Source organism: Legionella sheltonii (genome assembly GCF_026191355.1).
In the GTDB taxonomy this organism is placed as follows: Bacteria; Pseudomonadota; Gammaproteobacteria; order Legionellales; family Legionellaceae; genus Legionella; species Legionella sheltonii.
The window spans coordinates 315,001-338,925 of record NZ_JAPHOQ010000001.1; the positions used below are offsets into that span (position 1 = coordinate 315,001).

Genomic DNA, 23,925 nt, shown 5'->3' on the forward strand with positions numbered 1-23,925 from the left:
TCGGCCCCTAAGGCGAGGCTGAAGAGCGTAGTCGATGGGAACCAGGTTAATATTCCTGGACTTTTTATAAGTGGTGAAGTGGGGACGGAGAAGGCTAGATAAGCCAGGCGTTGGTTGTCCTGGTACGTGCATGTAGGGGGATGGTTTAGGCAAATCCGGACCATTATTAACTCTGAGGTGCGACGTGGTGCTGACACTTCGGTGTACGGCGAAGTTATTGATGCCCGGCTCCCAGGAAAAGCTGCTAGCCATAACTTATAGAGAACCGTACCGCAAACCGACACAGGTGGACAGGTAGAGAATACTAAGGCGCTTGAGAGAACTCGGGTGAAGGAACTAGGCAAAATGGTACCGTAACTTCGGGAGAAGGTACGCCCTTTCTGGTGATGGGATTTACTTTCAGAGCTGGAGAGGGCCGCAGAGACCAGGTGGCTGCGACTGTTTATTAAAAACACAGCACTCTGCAAATTCGTAAGAAGACGTATAGGGTGTGACGCCTGCCCGGTGCCGGAAGGTTAATTGATGGGGTTATCTTCGGAGAAGCTCTTGATCGAAGCCCCGGTAAACGGCGGCCGTAACTATAACGGTCCTAAGGTAGCGAAATTCCTTGTCGGGTAAGTTCCGACCTGCACGAATGGCGTAACGATGGCCACACTGTCTCCACCCGAGACTCAGTGAAATTGAAATCGCTGTGAAGATGCAGTGTACCCGCGGCTAGACGGAAAGACCCCGTGAACCTTTACTATAGTTTTGCACTGGACTTTGATGATAACTGTGTAGGATAGGTGGGAGGCTATGAAGTGAGGACGCTAGTTCTCATGGAGCCGACCTTGAAATACCACCCTGTTGTTATTGAGGTTCTAACTTGGTCCCGTAATCCGGGATGAGGACAGTGTATGATGGGTAGTTTGACTGGGGCGGTCTCCTCCCAAAGAGTAACGGAGGAGCACAAAGGTACCCTCGGTACGGTCGGACATCGTACCAAGAGTGTAAAGGCATAAGGGTGCTTGACTGCGAGAGCGACGGCTCGAGCAGGAACGAAAGTTGGTCTTAGTGATCCGGTGGTTCTGAATGGAAGGGCCATCGCTCAACGGATAAAAGGTACTCCGGGGATAACAGGCTGATACCGCCCAAGAGTTCATATCGACGGCGGTGTTTGGCACCTCGATGTCGGCTCATCACATCCTGGGGCTGAAGCAGGTCCCAAGGGTATGGCTGTTCGCCATTTAAAGTGGTACGCGAGCTGGGTTTAGAACGTCGTGAGACAGTTCGGTCCCTATCTGCCGTGGGCGTAGGAAAATTGAGAGGAGCTGCTCCTAGTACGAGAGGACCGGAGTGGACGAACCTCTGGTGTACCGGTTGTGACGCCAGTCGCATCGCCGGGTAGCTAAGTTCGGACGGGATAACCGCTGAAAGCATCTAAGCGGGAAGCCTCCCTCAAGATGAGTTTTCCCATGAAGCCCGTTGAAGACTACGACGTTGATAGGCAAGGTGTGGAAGCGCAGTAATGTGTGCAGCTAACTTGTACTAATTGGCTGATTGTCTTGACCATATAATCTGAATTACTTCAGATTAACTGAATCAAATACAAGAAAAGCCGGTTGGGCTAACGCCCAATCAGCAAAAAAATGTGTACTCTTTATTTACCTAACGCATGATTCGGGTATAATGCGCCCATTAATCATGTTAAACCAGTTTTCCTGGCGACCATAGCGGTTTGGAACCACCTGATTCCATCTCGAACTCAGAAGTGAAACGAACCCGCGCCAATGATAGTGTGAGGCTTCCTCATGTGAAAGTAGGTCATCGCCAGGGTTTTATTTAAGTGATCTTTAGAAAGCTAAATTTCACTAGAAGCCCAGTTAAAATGGGAAAAAGCGAATATGCTGGCGTAGCTCAGTTGGTAGAGCAACTGACTTGTAATCAGTAGGTCCCGGGTTCGATTCCTGGTGCCAGCACCATCTTATTAGGTTGGCCGTTAACAAAATGTTGACATTCTATTCATCTTAAAAGACAATAACGTTCTTTTTGGAGGGGTTCCCGAGCGGTCAAAGGGATCAGACTGTAAATCTGACGGCTCTGCCTTCGAAGGTTCGAATCCTTCCCCCTCCACCAGTTAAAAAGAAAGGATAAAAGCGGGTGTAGTTCAATGGTAGAACTTCAGCCTTCCAAGCTGATAGCGTGGGTTCGATTCCCATCACCCGCTCCAAATTATATAAATTAGAAATATTTGCTTGTTCGTATGAATCAGCAAGCTAATATAAGCCCACATAGCTCAGGCGGTAGAGCACTTCCTTGGTAAGGAAGAGGTCGTTGGTTCGAGTCCAGTTGTGGGCACCATAATGTCAATTAGCAATGGGGAGACTTTCCAATGGCGAAGGAAAAATTTGAGCGTAAGAAGCCACACGTTAACGTGGGCACAATTGGTCACGTAGACCACGGTAAGACGACATTGACGGCGGCGATTACCACAATTATGGCTAAGAAGTATGGCGGTACAGCAAAAGCATATGACCAAATTGATGCTGCCCCAGAAGAACGTGAACGCGGGATTACTATTTCTACAGCACACGTAGAATATGAATCAGCAAACCGCCACTATGCACACGTGGATTGCCCAGGACATGCTGACTACGTTAAGAATATGATTACTGGAGCGGCGCAAATGGACGGAGCGATACTGGTAGTATCAGCTGCAGATGGTCCTATGCCACAAACCAGAGAGCACATTCTGTTATCGCGCCAAGTAGGTGTACCTTATATTGTTGTGTTCATGAACAAAGCAGATATGGTTGATGATCCTGAGTTATTAGAATTGGTTGAGATGGAAGTGCGTGATTTGTTAAGCAGTTACGATTTCCCTGGCGATGAGATTCCAATTGTTGTTGGTTCTGCATTGAAAGCATTGGAAGGTGATACAAGCGAGATTGGTGTTCCTGCAATTGAGAAATTGGTAGAGACCATGGACTCGTATATCCCAGAACCAGTACGTAACATTGATAAAGCATTCTTGTTGCCGATTGAAGACGTATTCTCTATTTCTGGACGAGGAACTGTAGTTACAGGTCGTGTAGAAAGTGGAATAGTGAAAGTGGGTGAAGAGATTGAGATTGTTGGAATTCGTGACACTCAAAAAACCACTTGTACTGGCGTAGAAATGTTCCGTAAGTTGTTGGACGAAGGACGCGCTGGAGATAACGTTGGCGTATTGTTACGCGGCACGAAACGTGATGAAGTTGAACGTGGCCAAGTATTAGCTAAGCCAGGTACAATTAAGCCACATACAAAGTTTGAAGCGGAAGTATACGTATTATCAAAAGAAGAAGGCGGACGTCATACTCCATTCTTTAATGGATACAGACCCCAGTTTTATTTCAGAACAACAGACGTAACAGGAACCTGTGATCTGCCCTCTGGAGTAGAAATGGTAATGCCTGGTGATAACGTACAATTAACCATTCATCTGCATGCTCCTATTGCGATGGACGAAGGTTTACGTTTCGCAATTCGGGAAGGTGGCCGTACAGTTGGCGCCGGTGTTGTTGCGAAAATTATCGAGTAGTAAAGTTAAATTTTGTTGGCATGGATATCAATTATTCATGCCAATTAATTTAGGCCAGTAGCTCAATTGGCAGAGTGGCGGTCTCCAAAACCGCAGGTTGGGGGTTCGATTCCCTCCTGGCCTGCCAACTTACAAGTGAATATGAAAAGTTCGAACGAAAATCAAAGTAATACTAAAGATTTATTATCATGGATGTCTGTAGTTCTTATTACTGCAGCAGCATTTTTCTGCACCTATTACTATACTTTTTCAGGTCCCATCCAGTCGATAGTATGGCTTGTATGGTTGTTGTTGTCTTTATTCTTTGCCTACATGACATCTGCGGGCAAACAAGTATTTAAATTTGCTCAAGAATCAAAAGTTGAATTGTTAAAAGTTGTTTGGCCTACTCGCCAAGAGACGATACAAACAACAACCATCGTCATCGTTATGGTTGCAGTAACCGGATTCATACTCTGGGGAGTTGATTCAGTAATGATGTGGGCAATTGCTAAAATAACGCATTTAGGGTGAATTCGGTGGAAGAACACAAATCGAAACAATGGTACGTAGTACATGCCTATTCAGGTTATGAAAATTTCGTTATGCGTGAAATAAAATCTCGTGCACAGCACCACAATTTAGAAGATAAAATTGGTGAAGTTGTCGTCCCATCAGAAGAAGTGGTTGAAATGCGTTCGGGTCAAAAGCGCAAAAGCACACGTAAATTTTTCCCTGGCTATGTTTTAGTAAACATGGTTATGGATGATCAAACATGGCATATGATAAGAGCGATACCTCGGGTTCTGGGTTTTATTGGTGGAACCAGCCAGACTCCAACGCCTATTACAGATAAAGAAGCTCGTGCGATTATGCAACGTGTTGAAGATGGTGTTACAAAACCAAGACCAAAAATTCTATTTGAACCTGGTGAAGTCGTTCGCGTCAAAGAGGGACCATTTGTTGACTTTAATGGCGTAGTTGAAGAGGTCAATTATGAGAAAAATAGATTAAGAGTAGCAGTGTTGATTTTTGGACGCTCTACTCCAGTAGAACTTGAATTTAGTCAAGTAGAGAAAACTTAGTTCGCTAAGGTGCCCTGATAGGTCTCTTTAAATTTAATGAGACTTATCAGGGCTATTTTGTGTAAAAGGGGAGCTGAAGTTAATAAAGAGAATTCAACTTTTCTTTAAACAATCAGCGTATGACCCATAAGGAGTAAACATGGCAAAAAAAGTAGAAGCATATATTAAGTTGCAAATTCCAGCTGGTAAAGCAAACCCAAGTCCACCAGTAGGCCCAGCTTTAGGTCAACGTGGTGTTAACATTATGGAATTTTGTAAAGCATTTAACGCCGCCACACAGCAAATGGAGCAAGGATTACCTACTCCAGTTGTAATTACTGTATACAGTGATCGTAGCTTTACCTTTATTACTAAAACTCCACCAGCTTCAGTCCTTCTGAAGAAAGCTGCTGGTATTCAAAGTGGAAGTGGTACACCTAATACTAAAAAGGTGGCAAAACTTAACGTCAAGCAACTTGAAGAAATTGCGAAGATTAAGGAACCCGATTTAACTGCAGCAAGCTTAGCAGCAGCAGTAAGAAGTATCGCTGGTACTGCGCGCAGTATGGGTATTGACGTTGAAGGTTTAGAATAAGGGGGTTGCCATGGCTAGAGTATCTAAGAAACAAAAGAAGATTTTAGAGACGATTAAACAAAATCATTTATATAGTGCTAGTGAAGCAATTAACCTTTTAAAACAATTTGCTTCAACTAAATTTCGTGAAAGTTTAGATATTAGCGTTAATCTCGGTGTTGATCCTCGTAAATCTGATCAAGTAGTTCGTTCTTCAACTAACTTACCTAAAGGTACTGGAAAGGTTGTACGTGTCGCTGTATTTGCCCAAGGTGAAAATGCTACTAAAGCTAAAGACGCTGGTGCTGATATTGTTGGATTTGAAGATTTGGCTGATAAAATTAAAGGCGGCGCGATGGACTTTGATGTGGTTATTGCCACGCCAGATGCAATGCGTATCGTTGGTCAATTAGGTCAAGTTTTAGGTCCAAGAGGCTTAATGCCAAACCCCAAAGTGGGTACCGTTACTACCAACGTTGAAGCTGCTGTTAAAGATGCAAAATCAGGTCAAGTACGTTACAGAACTGATAAGAATGGTATTATTCACTGTACAGTAGGGAAAGTAGATTTTACTGCTGAAGACATTATTGAAAATATTGTTGCTTTAATTAACGACCTAAAAAAGGCGAAGCCGACTTCGTCAAAGGGTCAATATTTAAAGAAAATATCATTATCTACAACAATGGGACCTGGTATAGCTATTGATATTTCATCAATACCTGTGTAATATAACCACCCATTTTTTAGGAATTCACGGCATAGATTTGGTTCCATGCCGTCGAAGACCGCAGGTGCTAACGCTTAATTTCCTGCGCAGACGGTGAACCGGCTCCGATTTAATATAAAGAGACGGCCACCATAACTGGCAAATCCTTGCGATTTGTATACATTAGGAGGTCAGTAACGTGACATTAAATTTAGCTGAAAAAAAAGCTGTTGTTGAAGAAGTGACTGCGGTCGCCTCAAAGGCTATTTCGGCAGTTGTTGCTGATTATCGTGGTTTAACCGTTAATCAAATGACGCATTTACGTAGTGAAGCACGCAAATCAGGTGTTTATCTTCGAGTTGTAAGAAATACTTTAACACGAAGAGCTTTTAAAGACACTGAGTTTGAATGCTTGAATGACTTGCTTGTTGGCCCGTTGTTCATTGCATTATCACTGGAAGCACCTAGTGACGCTGCAAGACTGCTTAAAGAATTCACTAAGACATTTGAAAAACTTGAGATCAAAGCATTATCCGTTGGCGGAAAAGTATATAAGGCAGATCAAATTGATGCTGTTGCTAGCTTACCGACTCGTGATGAAGCGATTGCCAAGTTGATGTATGTGATGAAAGCGCCAGTTGAGAAATTTGTCAGAACTCTTGCTGAGCCACATGCTAAATTAGTAAGAACCTTAGCAGCAGTAAAAGATAAAAAAGCAGGTTAAATCATTTAATCATTAAATTAATTTTAAATCAGGAGCTAGTAATGGCTGTGTCAAAAAATGATATTTTAGAAACCATAGCAAATATGTCTGTTATGGAAGTTGTTGAATTAATCGAAGCTATGGAAGAGAAGTTTAACGTTTCTGCTGCCGCTGCTGCTGTTGCTGTTGCTGCTCCAGCTGCAGGTGCTGCTGCCGCTGCTGAAGAGCAAACTGAGTTTACAGTTGTTATGACCAGCTTTGGTGCTAATAAAGTAAACGTTATTAAAGCAGTTCGTGGTATTACTGGTCTTGGCTTGAAAGAAGCTAAAGATTTAGTAGAAGGTGCTCCTTCAACTATTAAAGAAGGTGTATCTAAAGATGAAGCTGCTAACATCAAGAAAGAACTTGAAGAAGCTGGTGCTTCAGTAGAAGTTAAATAATAAAGTTATATCAGTGAGATAGGACCCAGCCATGGTTTCATGGCTGGGTTTACGTGTTTGAAGTCATCAATAATTTACAGAGGAAACACCATGGCCGTTGCAGAAGCTAAACCTCAATATTCGCATGCTGAGAAAAAACGATTTCGCAAAAGCTTTGGTACGCAGGCCGATAAAATGGCAATACCAAATCTGCTTGAAATTCAATTAAAATCATATAGAGATTTTCTTCAGGCTGATAGCAAGTCAAACGAACACTTTAATACAGGATTGCATGCTGCATTTTCTTCTGTATTCCCCATTGAAAGCTTTTCTGGCAATGCACGATTAGAATATGTTGGTTACAAATTGGGTGAACCAGCATTCGATGTTCGTGAATGCAAACTAAGAGGCTTAACTTATTCTGCGCCGCTCAGAGTTAAAATCAGACTTGTTGTTCTTGATAAAGATGCAAGTGAAGATCCTAAGCCTATCAAGGATATTAGAGAACAAGATGTTTTTATGGGTGAGATTCCTTTAATGACTGATGTCGGTACATTTGTTGTAAACGGTACCGAGAGAGTCGTTGTCTCTCAATTACATCGTTCTCCAGGTGTTATATTTGAACATGATAAAGGCAAAACTCATTCATCTGGAAAGTTATTATATTCTGCACGCATTATACCCTACCGTGGTTCCTGGTTAGATTTTGAATTCGACCCGAAAGATTGTGTTTATGTTCGAATTGATAGAAGACGTAAACTTCCTGTCAGTATCCTTTTAAGAGCTTTAGGATATGAAACAGAAGATATTCTTAATGAATTTTTCGAAATGACAAGTTGTCATCTGAAAAATGGTGAATATCATATTGACCTGATTCCTCAAAGATTACGAGGTGAAATTGCTTCATTTGATATCCATGTTCCTGGAACTGGAGAACTTATTGTAGAACAAGGCAGAAGAATTACCGCTCGCCATATCAAGCAAATGGAAAAAGCTCAGATGAAAGATCTGATTGTTCCACGTGACTATTTGATAGGAAAGACCTTAGCTAAAAATATAATCGATACTTCTACCGGAGAGTTTATTGCTCAGGCAAATGATGAAGTAACTGATGAGCTTCTTGATGTCATGGCTTCTAATGGAATCCATGAATTTGACATGATTTATACAAATGACTTGGATCATGGTTCATATATATCCGACACATTAAAAATCGATCCGACTTCAAGTCAGTTGGAGGCTTTAGTTGAAATTTATCGCATGATGCGTCCTGGCGAACCACCAACTAAAGAGGCTGCTGAAGCTTTGTTTAAAAACTTATTTTTTGTTGATGAACGTTATGATTTATCCGCCGTTGGTAGAATGAAGTTTAACCGACGTGTTGGAAGAAAAAATGATGATGGTCCAGGTACTTTGACTAAAGAAGATATCATGGCTGTGATCAAGACATTGATAGACATTAGAAATGGTATTGGTATGGTTGATGATATTGACCACCTTGGTAACCGAAGGGTTCGAAGTGTCGGTGAAATGACTGAAAACCAATTCAGAGTTGGACTTGTACGCGTTGAACGAGCTGTTAAGGAGCGTTTGAGTCTAGTTGAATCAGAAAATCTAATGCCACAAGACTTAATTAATGCAAAACCTGTTTCAGCTGCTATTAAAGAGTTCTTTGGTTCAAGCCAATTATCACAATTTATGGATCAGGTTAACCCCTTATCTGGTGTTACCCATAAGCGAAGAGTTTCAGCATTAGGCCCAGGTGGTTTAACACGTGAGCGTGCTGGCTTTGAGGTACGTGACGTACATACCACACACTATGGTCGAGTATGTCCTATTGAAACGCCTGAAGGTCCAAACATTGGTTTGATCAATTCACTGTCTGTTTATGCCCGAACCAATGATTATGGATTTATTGAAACTCCATGTCGTAAGGTGATTAATGGTCGTGTGACTGATGAGATTGAATATCTATCAGCTATCGAAGAAGTTGATCAGTATATCGCACAATCAAGTGTAGCTCTTGATAAAGATGGAAACATCCTTGCCGATTTAGTTCCATGTAGACATCAAAACGAGTTCTCGTTAACTACACCTGATAATATTAACTACATGGATATTTCTCCAAAGCAAATCGTTTCTGTAGCTGCTTCCCTAATTCCATTCTTAGAGCATGATGATGCGAACCGTGCCTTGATGGGATCAAACATGCAACGACAAGCAGTACCCACCTTGCGTTCTGAAAAACCTCTAGTAGGTACAGGAATGGAACGTATTGTTGCTTCAGATTCAGGTGTATCTGTAGTGGCAAAACGCGGTGGAGTCATTGATCTTGTTGACGCATCACGTATTGTGGTTCGCGTGAATGATGATGAGACGACAGCTGGTGAAACTGGGGTTGATATTTACAATCTCACCAAGTACTTCCGTTCAAACCAGGATACATGTATTAACCAACGTCCAATCGTTAATACGGGTGATATCATACAAAGAGGAGACATCTTAGCTGATGGTCCTTGTACTGATATGGGTGAACTTGCATTAGGCCAGAATTTACTGGTCGCTTTTATGCCTTGGAATGGTTATAACTTTGAGGACTCTATCCTCATATCTGAGCGCATTGTGCAAGATGACCGCTTCACCACGATCCATATCGAAGAATTAACATGTATTGCTCGTGATACTAAATTGGGAACCGAAGAAATCACCGCAGATATACCCAATGTCGGTGAGTCAGCTCTTTCAAATCTTGATGAGTCTGGAGTGGTATTTATTGGTGCGGAAGTTAAAGCCGGTGATATTTTAGTCGGAAAAGTTACACCTAAAGGTGAAACCCAACTGACTCCTGAAGAGAAATTGTTGCGCGCAATTTTCGGGGAAAAAGCTTCTGATGTTAAAGACTCTTCACTTCGCGTTCCATCAGGAATGAACGGTACTGTGATTGATGTACAAGTATTTACGCGTGATGGTTTAGAGAAAGATGCTCGAGCAAAGAGCATTGAAGAAGAGCATCTGGCACGAGTCCGTAAAGACCTCGTTGATGAGCGACGTATCCGTGAAGAAGATATCTATCATCGTGTAGCTAACATTATCCTTGATAAAGTAGCAACAGGCGGTCCAGGAAATCTCAAGCCAGGTTCCAAAATAAATCAGGACTACTTGGATAAAATAGGCAGAGACAAATGGTTTGATATTCGTCTTGAAAACGATGTGACGAGTCAACAATTAGAACAACTTTCGAAACAATTGGAAATGTTGTCTAAAGAAATGGAAAAACGCTTTAACGACAGTCGTAAGAAAATAATCCAGGGTGACGATTTAGCTCCTGGTGTTTTGAAAATTGTTAAAGTATATCTCGCTGTGAAGAGAAGAATCCAACCAGGTGATAAGATGGCTGGTCGACATGGAAACAAAGGGGTTATCTCTATTGTAGTCCCTGTTGAAGATATGCCTCATATGGAAGATGGTACAGCAGTAGATATCGTTCTAAATCCATTGGGCGTACCGTCTCGTATGAACATTGGTCAGGTCCTAGAAACACATCTTGGTTTAGCTGCTAAAGGGTTAGGTAATAAAATTGCCCAAATGCTTGATTCAAAACAAAATGCCGCCGATATCAGATCCTTCTTAGCTAAAATATACAACCATGACGGTGTCCAAAGAGTGCATTTAGATTCCCTGAATGACGAAGAAATGTTCCGATTGGCAGATAATCTGCGTGCAGGTGTACCGATGGCAACACCTGTGTTTGATGGTGCTTCCGAAGAAGAGATAAAAAGTATGCTGCAGCTGGCGGACTTGTCTTCTGATGGTAAAACCTTTTTGATCGATGGTAGAACCGGAAACAGATTTGATAACCCAGTTACTGTAGGTTACATGTACATGTTGAAACTAAACCATTTAGTTGATGATAAGATGCATGCTCGTTCGACTGGTTCATACAGCCTGGTAACACAACAGCCGCTAGGTGGTAAAGCACAGTTTGGAGGACAACGCTTTGGAGAGATGGAAGTTTGGGCTCTCGAAGCATATGGCGCAGCTTATACATTACAGGAAATGTTGACTGTGAAATCAGATGACGTTGGAGGTAGAACAAAGATCTACAAAAATATTGTCGATGGCGATCATCGTATGGACCCAGGAATGCCTGAATCTTTCAACGTACTATTGAAAGAAATCCGTGCCCTGGGAATAGATATCGAACTCGAACACGATTAATTTTCAGCGTTAAATACTGATTAACAAATTTTTGGAGGCATAGACTTGAGTACTCTAAACGACGATCCAATGAATGAACCAATGAGAAAAGCTCCTGTGATGAGCGATTTGCTTGGCATCCTTAAACAACAAGGACAAAGCGAAGAATTTGATGCAATTAAAATTGCGTTGGCTTCTCCTGAATTAATTCGCTCTTGGTCATATGGTGAAGTAAAAAAACCAGAAACAATAAATTACCGTACGTTTAAACCGGAACGAGATGGTTTATTCTGCGCTAAAACTTTTGGTCCAGTAAAAGATTACGAGTGCTTATGTGGTAAGTACAAACGGCTCAAACATCGAGGCGTTATTTGTGAAAAATGTGGGGTCGAGCTTGCATTGGCTAAAGTACGCCGCGAGCGGATGGGGCATATTGAGCTTGCAAGTCCAGTTGCACACATCTGGTTCTTGAAATCATTGCCTTCCAGAATTGGTTTATTACTGGATATGACCTTAAGAGACATTGAACGTGTTCTCTATTTTGAAGCCTTTGTTGTCGTTGACCCAGGAATGACTGAGCTTGAGCGTGGCCAATTGCTCAATGACGAAGTATATCTTGATGCAATGGAACAATACGGTGATGAATTTGATGCGCGTATGGGTGCTGAAGCAATTCGTGACTTATTACGTCAAGTTGATTTGGAAGAAGAGATCAAGAGCTTGCGTGAAGAATTACCGACTACAAGTTCAGAAACAAAGATTAAGAAAATCACTAAAAGATTAAAACTGCTTGAGGCATTTTATGATTCTGGTAATAAGCCAGAGTGGATGATTATGGATGTATTGCCTGTTCTACCACCTGATTTAAGACCGCTTGTTCCACTAGATGGTGGCCGTTTTGCCACATCTGATCTTAACGACTTGTATCGTCGAGTGATCAACCGAAACAATCGTTTAAAACGACTTCTCGACCTGAATGCGCCTGATATTATTGTGCGTAATGAAAAGAGAATGTTACAAGAATCGGTGGATGCTTTATTGGATAACGGTCGTCGTGGTCGTGCGATTACTGGAACAAACAAAAGACCGCTGAAATCCTTAGCCGATATGATTAAAGGAAAGCAAGGTCGTTTCCGTCAAAATCTGTTGGGTAAACGTGTTGACTATTCAGGTCGTTCTGTAATTGTGGTTGGGCCAACTTTAAAACTGCATCAGTGCGGTCTTCCAAAGAAAATGGCTCTTGAACTATTCAAACCATTTATTTTCAGTAAACTGGAATTCCGAGGTCTAGCTACAACAATTAAAGCGGCCAAGAAAATGGTTGAGCGGGAAGAGTCGGTTGTTTGGGATATTCTAGATGATGTAATTCGCGAGCATCCTATTCTATTAAACCGTGCTCCTACATTGCATCGATTAGGTATTCAAGCTTTTGAACCAGTATTAATCGAAGGTAAGGCGATTCAGCTTCATCCTCTGGTTTGTACCGCTTACAATGCTGACTTTGACGGTGACCAAATGGCGGTGCACGTGCCATTGACTTTGGAAGCGCAGCTAGAAGCCCGCTCCTTAATGATGTCTACCAACAATATTTTGTCACCTGCGAGTGGTGAACCAATTATCGTTCCTAGTCAGGACGTTGTACTTGGCTTGTACTATTTAACTCGTGAAAAAGTAAATGCTTTAGGTGAAGGTAAAATTTTTGTTAGTGCTCAAGAAGCGCAAAATTTTTATGAATCTGGTCATCTTGATATTCATGCGAAAATTAAAATTCGTATGCCAAAAGAAGGCGAACCGGGTCATCATTTAGTCGAAACCACAGTTGGTCGTGCAATTCTTGCTGAAGTTTTACCCAAAGGAATGACTTTTGCGACGATTAACCGGACTATGACCAAGAAAGTAATTTCTAAAGTAATTGACAGTTGCTATAGAAATTTTGGCTTGAAAGAAACAGTTATCTTTGCTGATAAATTGATGTATACCGGCTTCAAGTATGCAACACGTTCTGGTGTATCAATCGGTATTGAAGATATGGAAATACCTGATGATAAAGCCAGCATTATTGAACACGCAGATAACGAAGTTCGAGAAATTGAATCTCAATTCCGTTCAGGCTTGGTAACCAATGGCGAACGTTATAACAAAGTAATCGATATTTGGTCGAGAACTAACGAACTCGTTGCTAAATCGATGATGACTAAAATAGCAACGGAAGAGGCTGTTGATTCACAAGGTAATCGGGTAAGACAAGAATCCTTTAACCCAATCTTCATGATGGCTGATTCAGGTGCTAGGGGTTCTGCCGCACAAATAAGACAGCTAGCTGGTATGCGGGGATTGATGGCTGCACCAGACGGCTCAATTATTGAAACACCAATTACTGCAAACTTCCGTGAAGGTTTGAACGTATTCCAATACTTTATTTCCACTCACGGTGCTCGAAAAGGATTGGCGGATACCGCGTTAAAAACCGCTAACTCAGGTTACTTAACACGACGCTTAGTTGATGTTGCGCAAGACGTTGTGATAACTGAAGATGATTGTGGCGTTGATACAGGTATTTTAATGCAGCCACTGATTGAAGGTGGTGATATCGTTGAACCATTACATGAACGGGTATTGGGACGTGTAGTTGCAGCTGATGTTTATATTCCAAATCATAGTGAGCCTGTTGTAACAGCAGGAACTTTATTGGATGAAGAGTGGGTTGAAAAGCTAGAAAAGCAAGGTGTCGATCAAATCATGGTTCGTTCACCGATTACCTGCCAAACTCGGTTTGGACTCTGTGCGAAGTGCTATGGCCGTGATTTAGCAAGAGGTCATCTGGTTAACACCGGTGAGGCTGTAGGTATTATTGCAGCACAATCAATTGGTGAGCCAGGGACACAGCTCACAATGCGTACTTTCCATATTGGAGGGGCTGCATCCAGAGCAACAGCGGCTAATAATATTCAGATTAAAACGAAAGGGGTTATTCGTTTACACAACATTAAAACAGTAACTCATGAAAACAAAAATCTAGTCGCAGTATCGCGTTCTGGTGAAGTAACTATTGTGGATGAATTTGGACGTGAGCGCGAACGTTATAAGTTACCCTATGGTGCTGTAATTTCAGTTCACGATAATTCGGCTGTAGAAGCTGGACAAGTTATTGCTACTTGGGATCCGCACACTCACCCAGTTATTTCCGAGGTAACTGGATATCTGAAATTTGTCGACTTAATTGATGGTATTACCATGAATCGACAAACTGATGAATTAACTGGTTTAAGTAATATTGTCGTTATCGATGCAAAACAGCGTAGTACTGCAGGTCGTGATTTACGTCCAATGGTAAAACTTGTTGCAGAAAATGGCGAAGATATTTATCTTGCTGGAACTAATGTTCCTGCTCAATACTATCTACCTGTAGATGCGATCGTTAATTTTGAGGATGGTGGTCACGTTGGAATTGGGGATGTTATCGCCCGTATTCCACAAGAGCGTTCTAAAACACGCGATATTACAGGGGGTCTACCAAGGGTGGCTGACTTATTTGAAGCACGTAAACCTAAAGATTCTGCGGTTATGGCTGAAGTTTCGGGAATGGTTAGCTTTGGTAAAGAAACAAAAGGTAAGAGAAGATTAATTATTAATGTTTCTGAAGATCAATGTCATGAAGAATTGATACCCAAGTGGAGACATATTTCTGTCTTCGAAGGGGAGCATGTGGAACGCGGTGAAATTATCGCAGAGGGTGCACTCAATCCTCATGATATATTACGTTTACTTGGTGTTGGTGCATTAGCCAATTACATCGTAAATGAGGTACAAGACGTATATCGTTTACAAGGTGTTAAAATTAATGACAAGCACATCGAAACAATTGTAAGGCAAATGCTACGTAAACGCGTCATTACTTTTGCTGGAGATTCAAAATTCTTAGCAGGAGAGCAGGTAGAAGAAAGCGTCTTGTTGCAAGAAAATGACAAGCTTATTGCTGAAGATAAACAACCAGCTCGCGGTACTCCTATATTATTGGGTATCACAAAGGCTTCTTTGGCAACTGAGTCATTTATCTCTGCGGCATCGTTCCAGGAAACAACAAGGGTTCTAACTGAGGCTGCAGTAAGCGGTAAAGTTGATGATTTACGAGGATTAAAAGAAAACGTGATGGTTGGTCGTTTGATTCCTGCAGGAACAGGCTATGCATACCATCAAGGCCGTAAGGCAAAAAGAGCTAAGGCTGCAGCCGGTGAGCACCCAGTGCATACCGTTACTGCAAGTGATGTTGAACATGCGTTAAGTGAAGCATTAAACGCAGACAATCAAGAACACTAGTTCGGATTCGAAATCGGCAGATTAAACTTGACAAATCTGCCGTGGCTATATAGAATCCGGCCTCCTTATGCATTCGAAATAATCAAAAGAGACAGATCGGAGTTAAGTATAAATGGCTACTATTAATCAGTTAGTAAGAAAGCCTCGTGTGGACGTAAAGAAGAAAAGTAACGTACCTGCACTAGAGTCATGTCCACAGCGACGCGGTGTGTGTACACGCGTATACACCACTACACCTAAAAAACCTAACTCAGCTATGCGTAAGGTTGCTCGTGTACGTTTGACGAATGGATTTGAAGTTTCATCATATATTGGTGGAGAAGGCCATAACCTTCAAGAACACTCTGTTGTTCTTATTAGAGGTGGTCGTGTTAAAGATTTGCCTGGTGTGCGTTACCACACAGTAAGAGGTAGTTTGGATACATCAGGTGTTAACGATCGTAAACAAGGTCGTTCAAAATACGGTACCAAAAAGCCAAAAGATAAAAAATAACTGATTGTAGGAAATCGAAATGCCTAGAAGAAGAGAAGTCCCCAAAAGAGAAATTTTGCCAGATCCTAAACATCATAGTGAACTATTAGCAAAATTCATTAACGTATTAATGGTCAGTGGTAAGAAATCTACCGCTGAAAAAATAATTTACGGTGCTTTATCAGTTATGGAAGAGCGCGTAAAGAAACTTAAAAAATCAGATGAAGATGAAGGTGAATCAGGTTCTACCAGTGGTTCAGCGACAGTTCTTCGTTACTTTGAAAATGCTTTAGATAATGTTCGCCCCAGCGTTGAAGTGCGTTCACGTCGTGTTGGTGGTGCTACATATCAGGTTCCAGTTGAAGTTAGAACTGATCGAAGTATTGCACTAGGTATGCGCTGGATTGTTCAAGCAGCACGTACTCGTGGTGAAAAAGGAATGATGTTACGCTTAGCTGGTGAACTGATGGACGCCTACGAGAGTAAAGGTTCAGCAGTCAAGAAGCGCGAAGATACACATAAAATGGCAAAAGCTAACCAGGCGTTTGCACATTTTAGATGGAATTAAGAGAGAGGTAATCCGTGTCTACTCCATTAAAGTTGTATAGAAACATAGGCATTGCAGCGCATGTCGATGCTGGAAAAACTACAACGACAGAGCGCGTACTGTACTATACTGGTATGTCTCATAAAATTGGTGAAGTGCATGACGGTGCTGCAACAATGGACTGGATGGTTCAGGAGCAGGAACGCGGTATTACCATTACTTCAGCAGCAACAACATGTTACTGGTCAGGCATGGACAAACAGTTCGAGCCGCATCGCATCAATATTATTGATACTCCAGGACACGTAGACTTTATGATTGAAGTAGAACGTTCACTACGCGTACTTGATGGTGCTGTTGTTGTGTTCGACTCAGTATCCGGTGTAGAGCCCCAATCTGAAACTGTTTGGCGCCAAGCTAATAAATATGGTGTACCACGTATCGTCTTTGTCAATAAGATGGATAGAATGGGTGCTAATTTCCTGCGTGTGGTGAGCCAAATTAAACAAAGATTAGGCTCAAATCCCGTTGTTGTTCAACTGCCTATTGGTGCTGAAGAAGAGTTTAAAGGGGTTATTGACCTCATCAAGATGAAAGCAATTCATTGGGATGAAGACAATAAAGGGATGACCTTCCAATATAAAGAGGTTCCTGAAGATCTAAAAGATCAATGTGAAGAATACCGTGCTCTGCTTGTTGAGGCTGCTGCCGAAGCAACTGAAGAACTCATGGAAAAATATCTTGAAGGTGAAGAGCTTACCGAAGCAGAAATTAAGACAGCACTCCGTCAATTGACGATTAGCAATAAAATAGTCCCGGTTTTCTGCGGTTCAGCCTTTAAAAATAAAGGTGTTCAAGCAGTATTGGATGGTGTTATTGAGTATTTGCCTTCTCCAACTGACATCCCTGATGTTCAAGGAGTGGATGAAGAAGGTAATCCAGCCTCTCGTAAGACAAGCTATGATGCTCCATTTTCGGCTTTAGCCTTTAAAATTGCCACGGATCCATTTGTTGGAACACTAACTTATTTTAGAACATATTCTGGTGTCTTAAAGAGTGGTGATACGGTTTACAACTCCGTGAAAGCAAAAAGAGAGCGTATTGGACGTTTATTACAGATGCATGCCAATTCACGTGAAGAAATTAAAGAAGTAAGAGCGGGTGATATTGCTGCAGCGGTTGGACTCAAAACAGTAATGACTGGTGATACTCTATGTGATACAGAAAGTGTTGTCATCCTAGAAAGGATGGACTTTCCAGATCCAGTAATTGCAGTTGCTGTTGAGCCAAGAACTAAAGCGGACCAAGAAAAAATGGGTATTGCCCTTGGTAAGTTAGCCCAAGAAGACCCATCATTCAGAGTTCATACCGATGAAGAATCTGGACAAACCATTATTGAAGGTATGGGTGAACTTCATCTGGAAATTATTGTTGACCGCATGAAACGTGAGTTTAATGTGGAAGCTAATGTTGGTAAGCCTCAAGTTGCCTATCGTGAAACACTAAAACAATCTGTGGAGCAAGAAGGCAAATTTGTAAGACAGTCAGGTGGACGTGGACAATATGGTCACGTTTGGTTGAAAATTGAACCTCAAGAGCCTGGAAAGGGTTATGAATTTATCAATGCAATCGTTGGTGGTGTTATTCCTAAAGAATACATCCCTGCAGTTGATAAAGGGGTTCAAGAACAGATGCAAAATGGTGTTATCGCTGGTTACCCTGTAGTGGATGTTAAAGTCACGTTGTTTGATGGCTCATTCCACGAAGTGGATTCTAGTGAGATGGCATTTAAAATCGCTGGTTCACAATGCTTCAAGCAAGGTGCATTAAAAGCTAAACCTGTATTACTTGAACCTATTATGAGTGTTGAAGTTGTAACCCCTGAAGATTATATGGGGGATGTTATGGGTGACCTTAACAGACGACGTGGTTTAGTTCAAGGAATGGAAGATTCCCCTGCAGGAAAAATTGTGAGGGCAGAAGTTCCATTGGCAGAGATGTTTGGTTATTCGACCGATTTACGTTCTGCGACTCAAGGAAGAGCAACATATACTATGGAATTTTCTAAGTACGCGGAAGCACCAACGAACATTGCTGAAGCAATTATTAAGAAACAATAAAGTTAACGAGGTTAATTGAAAATGGCGAAGGAAAAATTTGAACGTAAGAAGCCACACGTAAATGTTGGCACAATCGGTCACGTTGACCATGGTAAGACCACATTGACAGCGGCGATTACCACAATTATGGCTAAGAAGTATGGTGGTACAGCAAAAGCATATGACCAAATTGATGCTGCCCCAGAAGAACGTGAACGCGGGATTACTATTTCTACAGCACACGTAGAATATGAATCAGCAAACCGCCACTATGCACACGTGGATTGCCCAGGACATGCTGACTACGTTAAGAATATGATTACTGGAGCGGCGCAAATGGACGGAGCGATACTGGTAGTATCAGCTGCAGATGGTCCTATGCCACAAACCAGAGAGCACATTCTGTTATCGCGCCAAGTAGGTGTACCTTATATTGTTGTGTTCATGAACAAAGCAGATATGGTTGATGATCCTGAGTTATTAGAATTGGTTGAGATGGAAGTGCGTGATTTGTTAAGCAGTTACGATTTCCCTGGCGATGAGATTCCAATTGTTGTTGGTTCTGCATTGAAAGCATTGGAAGGTGATACAAGCGAGATTGGTGTTCCTGCAATTGAGAAATTGGTAGAGACCATGGACTCGTATATCCCAGAACCAGTACGTAACATTGATAAAGCATTCTTGTTGCCGATTGAAGACGTATTCTCTATTTCTGGACGAGGAACTGTAGTTACAGGTCGTGTAGAAAGTGGAATAGTGAAAGTGGGTGAAGAGATTGAGATTGTTGGAATTCGTGACACTCAAAAAACCACTTGTACTGGCGTAGAAATGTTCCGTAAGTTGTTGGACGAAGGACGCGCTGGAGATAACGTTGGCGTATTGTTACGCGGCACGAAACGTGATGAAGTTGAACGTGGCCAAGTATTAGCTAAGCCAGGTACAATTAAGCCACATACAAAGTTTGAAGCGGAAGTATACGTATTATCAAAAGAAGAAGGCGGACGTCATACTCCATTCTTTAATGGATACAGACCCCAGTTTTATTTCAGAACAACAGACGTAACAGGAACCTGTGATCTGCCCTCTGGAGTAGAAATGGTAATGCCTGGTGATAACGTACAATTAACCATTCATCTGCATGCTCCTATTGCGATGGACGAAGGTTTACGTTTCGCAATTCGGGAAGGTGGCCGTACAGTTGGCGCCGGTGTTGTCGCTAAAATTATCGAGTAATTAGAATGAGTAGCAATCAAAACATTAAAATAAGATTAAAATCCTTTGATCATCGGTTGATTGACTTATCAACTCGAGAAATTGTAGAGACAGCAAAACGTACTGGCGCACAAGTTCGTGGGCCAATACCCCTACCTGTCCGTAAGGAAAAATTTACTGTATTGACTTCACCGCATGTTAATAAAGATGCTCGAGATCAATATGAATTACGTACTCATAAACGCCTGGTCGTTATCGTTCATCCAACTGAAAAAACAGTTGATGCATTGATGAAATTGGATCTGGCTGCTGGGGTTGATGTTCAGATAAGCCTTGATGACTAAATATTAGGGTGAAGGATATTAAAGAGGTGTTAGAATGATGATCGGTTTATTAGGCCGTAAAATCGGTATGACGCGGGTCTTCATGGCGGATGGAGTTTCAGTTCCAGTTTCTGTCGTTGAAGTTCACCCTAATAGAGTTTCACAAGTTAAAACTAAAGATGCTGATGGGTATTCTGCTGTTCAATTAACTGGTGGCACAAAAAAAGCAAGCAAGGTTAACAAAGCTTTAACTGGTCACTTTGCAAAAGCTGAAATTGAAGCAGGGGACATGCTGGTTGAGTTTTTAGTTGACTCCGAAGATACATACAAAGCAGGACAAGTAATCTCAGTGGCTGATGTATTCACTGCTGGACAATTTGTTGATGTTGCTGGAACTACTAAAGGTAAAGGTTTTGCTGGTACAGTAAAACGTTATAACTTTAGAACGCAAGATGCAACTCATGGTAACTCTAGATCACATCGGGTCCCTGGTTCTATTGGACAAAACCAAACTCCAGGACGTGTGTTCAAAGGTAAGAAAATGGCTGGTCACATGGGTAATGTTCGTTGTACAGTTCAAAGTCTTGAATTGGTACGCGTCGATGCAGAAAGAAATTTACTTCTTATCAAAGGTGCTATACCTGGTGCTCCCGGCTCACGAGTTGAGATTAAGCCTGCAGTTAAAAAGCAAGTACGAGGTGAGTGATGGAAATTACTACTATAGATACAAATGCAAAATTAACACTGAATCAAGAAGTATTTGCATATGGTTATAATGAAGGCTTAATTCATCAAGCTGTAGTAACTTATATGAATAATGCGCGTAGTGGTAACAGCGCACAAAAAACACGTTCTGAAGTAAGTGGCGGTGGTAAAAAGCCATGGAATCAAAAAGGTACCGGTCGTGCACGCGCCGGAACTATTAGAAGTCCAATATGGAGAAGCGGTGGTGTCACATTTGCTTCTAAAAAAAGAGATTATTCACAAAAAATTAATAAAAAAATGTACAAACGTGCATTACGTAGTATAATCTCCGAACTTTGCCGCACTGGTAACTTGATTGTAGTTAGCGATTTCCAATGCGAAAGCAAAAAAACTAAAGATTTTGTTACTAAAATGAACCAACTGAACGTCAAAAATGCACTCATCGTGATGACTGAAGTAGGCGAGAATGAATATTTTGGTTCAAGAAACTTAATTGATTATGATATCTGCGACGTTACAACTATAGATCCTGTTTCTTTACTCAAATTTGAGAAAGTTGTTGTTACAGAAGCTGCAATTAAAAAAATTGAGGAACAGTTACAATGAACGCTGAAAGATTGTTGATGGTTCTACGTGAACCACATACTTCTGAAAAAGCTACTGTCATAGCTGATAAGCTGAAACAGTTCACTTTCAAAGTATTGAAAACTGCAACTAAGACTGAAATTAAAATGGCGGTAGAGAATATATTTAACGTTAAAGTTAAAAATGTATCGGTTGTCAATGTGAAGGGAAAAACAAAACGTTTTAAGCAAATGAGTGGAAAGCGTAGTGACTGGAAAAAAGCATTTGTAACTCTTCATGCTGATCAAGATATTGACTTTACAGCTACCGAATAAGGCAGATTAAGATGGCACTATTAAAATCTAAACCTACATCGCCCGGAAAACGTGGCGAATTGCGCGTGGTTCATCACCATATTCATAAAGGGAGACCACATGATGCTTTAGTTGAGAAACTGAAGAAAACTGGTGGACGGAATAACCAAGGTAGAATCACTGTAAGACATATCGGTGGTGGTCAACGCAACCAATATCGTATCATCGATTTTAAACGTAATAAGGATGGGATCGAGGCTCGTGTTGAGCGTATTGAATACGATCCTAACCGTACTGCACTCATTGCACTAATCGTTTATAAAGATGGTGAACGTAGATATATTATTGCTCCATCTAATTTAAAAGTTGGCGATACGGTAGTAAGTGGTGCTGATTCACCTATTAGTGTAGGTAATTGTCTTCCACTAAAAAATATTCCTGTTGGTACTACAATTCACTGTGTTGAGATGAAACCAGGGAAGGGCGCCCAGGTCTTAAGAAGTGCTGGAGCGAGCGGACAAATAGTTGCTAAAGAAGGCATATACGCAACATTAAGACTTCGTTCAGGTGAAATGCGTAAAATTCATGTTCTTTGCAGAGCAGTAATTGGTGAAGTAAGTAATAGTGAGCATAGTTTGCGCGCATTAGGTAAAGCTGGAGCAAAACGTTGGAGAGGTATTCGTCCAACAGTACGTGGGGTAGCTATGAACCCTGTTGATCACCCACATGGTGGTGGTGAGGGCCGTACTTCTGGTGGACGTCATCCAGTGTCTCCATGGGGCTTACCTACTAAAGGTTACAAAACCCGAAGTAATAAGCGTACTGATAATTTTATTGTCAGAAGACGTAAAAAGAAATAATTATTGAGAGGATATCAAGTGGCTCGTTCTATAAGAAAAGGTCCTTTTGTTGACCATCATTTGATTGCCAAAGTAGAAGCTGCAATTGAATCGAAATCTAAGAAACCAATTAAAACATGGTCAAGACGATCAACAATCGTTCCTGAAATGATTGACCTAACAATTGCTGTTCATAACGGTAAAGATCATATCCCTGTTTACATAACAGATAATATGGTCGGTCATAAATTAGGTGAGTTTGCCATGACTCGAACTTTTAAAGGCCACTCTGGTGACAGAAAGGCTAAAGGTAAATAAGAGGATATGATGGAAGTTACAGCAAAATTGAAAGGTGCTCCCTTATCCGCTCAAAAGGGCAGATTGGTAGCAGATATGATACGAAATATGAAAGTATCTGGTGCACTTGATGTCCTCAAGTTTACACCAAAAAAAGGTGCTCAATTAATGCTTAAATTATTAGAATCAGCAATTGCTAATGCTGAAAATAATAATGGAGCAGATATTGATGATTTGAAAGTAGGTATGGTCTGTGTTGATGAAGCAATGACTTTAAAACGCATTAGTCCCAGAGCTAAAGGACGTGCAAATAGAATTTGTAAACGTACCTGCCATATCACGATTAAAGTGTCTGACGAGGAATAGCAATGGGACAAAAAGTTAACCCTATAGGCATACGCCTTGGTATTATTAAAGACTGGAACTCTAAGTGGTTCGCTGGTAAAAAATATGCTGAATTTTTAATTCAAGATATAAAATTACGTACTGAACTGAAAAAGAAACTTATGGCTGCTGCTGTAAGCAAGATTCTTATTGAACGTCCTGCTAATAATGCAGTAGTTACAATACTCACCGCACGACCTGGTGTAATTATCGGTAAAAAGGGTGGTGGTATTGAAACATTACGTAGTGAAATTTCCGGCAAATTAGGCGTGCCAGTACACCTTAATATTGAAGAAATTAAAAAGCCTGAACTTGATGCAACCTTAGTTGCTGAAGGAATTGCGCAACAGTTAGAACAACGTGTTATGTTCCGACGTGCTATGAAACGTGCAGTAACTTCTGCTCTTAAGGCTGGTGCTAAGGGAATTAAAATTTGTGTCAGCGGCAGACTTGGTGGTGCTGAAATCGCTCGCAGTGAGTGGTATCGAGAAGGGCGAGTACCTTTACATACATTCAGAGCAGATATCGATTATGGTACAGCAGAGTCTAAAACTACCTACGGTATTATTGGCGTAAAAGTCTGGATCTTCAAGGGCGAAATTCTCCCACAAAAGAAAAGATCATCTGACGTTGCCCAGTGAGTGAGGA

21 protein-coding genes, 5 tRNA genes and 2 rRNA genes (1 of these 28 only partly in view) are annotated in these 23,925 nt (G+C 41.4%); all 28 read left to right on the top strand.

The window, feature by feature from the left end; all coding sequences use genetic code 11:
- Positions 1 to 1,552: ribosomal RNA gene (locus tag OQJ26_RS01380) — 23S ribosomal RNA — on the top strand (it extends 1,342 nt beyond the left edge of the window).
- Positions 1,553 to 1,699: 147 nt separating this feature from the next.
- Positions 1,700 to 1,815, top strand: a 5S ribosomal RNA gene (rrf, locus tag OQJ26_RS01385).
- A gap of 70 nt (positions 1,816 to 1,885) precedes the next feature.
- A tRNA-Thr gene (locus OQJ26_RS01390) sits at positions 1,886 to 1,961 on the top strand.
- Between the two features lie 69 nt (positions 1,962 to 2,030).
- Positions 2,031 to 2,115 (top strand) — tRNA-Tyr (locus tag OQJ26_RS01395).
- A gap of 20 nt (positions 2,116 to 2,135) precedes the next feature.
- A tRNA-Gly gene (locus tag OQJ26_RS01400) sits at positions 2,136 to 2,209 on the top strand.
- Between the two features lie 55 nt (positions 2,210 to 2,264).
- Positions 2,265 to 2,340, top strand: a tRNA-Thr gene (locus OQJ26_RS01405).
- A gap of 31 nt (positions 2,341 to 2,371) precedes the next feature.
- Complete coding sequence (gene tuf / locus OQJ26_RS01410; RefSeq protein WP_058388342.1) at positions 2,372 to 3,562, top strand: elongation factor Tu; 1,191 nt, start codon at positions 2,372 to 2,374, stop codon at positions 3,560 to 3,562.
- A 51-nt stretch (positions 3,563 to 3,613) separates the two neighbouring features.
- A tRNA-Trp gene (locus tag OQJ26_RS01415) sits at positions 3,614 to 3,689 on the top strand.
- 14 nt (positions 3,690 to 3,703) lie between these two features.
- Positions 3,704 to 4,075, top strand: a complete 372-nt coding sequence (secE, locus tag OQJ26_RS01420; protein ID WP_028381770.1) for a preprotein translocase subunit SecE — start codon at positions 3,704 to 3,706, stop codon at positions 4,073 to 4,075.
- A 5-nt stretch (positions 4,076 to 4,080) separates the two neighbouring features.
- Entirely contained in the window at positions 4,081 to 4,626 is a 546-nt protein-coding gene (nusG, locus tag OQJ26_RS01425) for a transcription termination/antitermination protein NusG (protein WP_028381771.1), read from the top strand.
- A gap of 139 nt (positions 4,627 to 4,765) precedes the next feature.
- Positions 4,766 to 5,200, top strand: a complete 435-nt coding sequence (rplK, locus tag OQJ26_RS01430; protein ID WP_010654844.1) for a 50S ribosomal protein L11 — start codon at positions 4,766 to 4,768, stop codon at positions 5,198 to 5,200.
- Positions 5,201 to 5,210: 10 nt separating this feature from the next.
- Positions 5,211 to 5,906, top strand: coding sequence for a 50S ribosomal protein L1 (gene rplA / locus OQJ26_RS01435; RefSeq protein ID WP_265702116.1), 696 nt, complete (start codon positions 5,211 to 5,213; stop codon positions 5,904 to 5,906).
- Positions 5,907 to 6,084: 178 nt separating this feature from the next.
- Positions 6,085 to 6,609, top strand: a complete 525-nt coding sequence (rplJ, locus tag OQJ26_RS01440; protein ID WP_028381773.1) for a 50S ribosomal protein L10 — start codon at positions 6,085 to 6,087, stop codon at positions 6,607 to 6,609.
- A 41-nt stretch (positions 6,610 to 6,650) separates the two neighbouring features.
- A complete protein-coding gene (gene rplL / locus OQJ26_RS01445; protein WP_265702117.1) occupies positions 6,651 to 7,028 on the top strand; it encodes a 50S ribosomal protein L7/L12 in 378 nt (125 codons plus the stop codon).
- A 90-nt stretch (positions 7,029 to 7,118) separates the two neighbouring features.
- Complete coding sequence (gene rpoB, locus OQJ26_RS01450) at positions 7,119 to 11,225, top strand: DNA-directed RNA polymerase subunit beta (RefSeq protein ID WP_265702118.1); 4,107 nt, start codon at positions 7,119 to 7,121, stop codon at positions 11,223 to 11,225.
- Positions 11,226 to 11,324: 99 nt separating this feature from the next.
- A complete protein-coding gene (rpoC, locus tag OQJ26_RS01455; protein ID WP_265702219.1) occupies positions 11,325 to 15,521 on the top strand; it encodes a DNA-directed RNA polymerase subunit beta' in 4,197 nt (1,398 codons plus the stop codon).
- Between the two features lie 112 nt (positions 15,522 to 15,633).
- The gene (rpsL, locus tag OQJ26_RS01460) at positions 15,634 to 16,014 is read left to right on the top strand and encodes a 30S ribosomal protein S12 (protein WP_010654837.1); all 381 of its coding nucleotides are present in this window, start codon (positions 15,634 to 15,636) and stop codon (positions 16,012 to 16,014) included.
- A 19-nt stretch (positions 16,015 to 16,033) separates the two neighbouring features.
- The gene (rpsG, locus tag OQJ26_RS01465; RefSeq protein WP_265702119.1) at positions 16,034 to 16,561 is read left to right on the top strand and encodes a 30S ribosomal protein S7; all 528 of its coding nucleotides are present in this window, start codon (positions 16,034 to 16,036) and stop codon (positions 16,559 to 16,561) included.
- A 14-nt stretch (positions 16,562 to 16,575) separates the two neighbouring features.
- The gene (gene fusA, locus OQJ26_RS01470) at positions 16,576 to 18,660 is read left to right on the top strand and encodes an elongation factor G (RefSeq protein ID WP_265702120.1); all 2,085 of its coding nucleotides are present in this window, start codon (positions 16,576 to 16,578) and stop codon (positions 18,658 to 18,660) included.
- Positions 18,661 to 18,681: 21 nt separating this feature from the next.
- Entirely contained in the window at positions 18,682 to 19,872 is a 1,191-nt protein-coding gene (gene tuf, locus OQJ26_RS01475; RefSeq protein ID WP_058388342.1) for an elongation factor Tu, read from the top strand.
- A gap of 5 nt (positions 19,873 to 19,877) precedes the next feature.
- On the top strand, positions 19,878 to 20,195 hold the full coding sequence (gene rpsJ, locus OQJ26_RS01480; protein WP_010654833.1) for a 30S ribosomal protein S10: 318 nt from the start codon (positions 19,878 to 19,880) through the stop codon (positions 20,193 to 20,195).
- Between the two features lie 34 nt (positions 20,196 to 20,229).
- Positions 20,230 to 20,880 carry a 50S ribosomal protein L3 gene (gene rplC, locus OQJ26_RS01485; protein ID WP_463605696.1) on the top strand — a complete coding sequence of 217 codons (651 nt, stop codon included), beginning with the start codon at positions 20,230 to 20,232 and terminating at the stop codon, positions 20,878 to 20,880.
- Positions 20,880 to 21,485 (top strand): 50S ribosomal protein L4, encoded by a 606-nt coding sequence (rplD, locus tag OQJ26_RS01490; protein WP_265702121.1) that lies wholly within the window; start codon positions 20,880 to 20,882, stop codon positions 21,483 to 21,485. Before rplC ends, rplD begins: the two co-directional genes overlap by 1 nt.
- Positions 21,482 to 21,778 carry a 50S ribosomal protein L23 gene (gene rplW / locus OQJ26_RS01495; RefSeq protein WP_028381391.1) on the top strand — a complete coding sequence of 99 codons (297 nt, stop codon included), beginning with the start codon at positions 21,482 to 21,484 and terminating at the stop codon, positions 21,776 to 21,778. Before rplD ends, rplW begins: the two co-directional genes overlap by 4 nt.
- Before the next feature lie 11 nt (positions 21,779 to 21,789).
- Positions 21,790 to 22,617 carry a 50S ribosomal protein L2 gene (rplB, locus tag OQJ26_RS01500; protein WP_265702122.1) on the top strand — a complete coding sequence of 276 codons (828 nt, stop codon included), beginning with the start codon at positions 21,790 to 21,792 and terminating at the stop codon, positions 22,615 to 22,617.
- Between the two features lie 18 nt (positions 22,618 to 22,635).
- Complete coding sequence (gene rpsS, locus OQJ26_RS01505; protein ID WP_010654828.1) at positions 22,636 to 22,914, top strand: 30S ribosomal protein S19; 279 nt, start codon at positions 22,636 to 22,638, stop codon at positions 22,912 to 22,914.
- 9 nt (positions 22,915 to 22,923) lie between these two features.
- Positions 22,924 to 23,259, top strand: a complete 336-nt coding sequence (rplV, locus tag OQJ26_RS01510; RefSeq protein ID WP_003633087.1) for a 50S ribosomal protein L22 — start codon at positions 22,924 to 22,926, stop codon at positions 23,257 to 23,259.
- A gap of 2 nt (positions 23,260 to 23,261) precedes the next feature.
- Positions 23,262 to 23,918, top strand: a complete 657-nt coding sequence (gene rpsC / locus OQJ26_RS01515; RefSeq protein ID WP_265702123.1) for a 30S ribosomal protein S3 — start codon at positions 23,262 to 23,264, stop codon at positions 23,916 to 23,918.
- Positions 23,919 to 23,925: the final 7 nt, after the last annotated feature.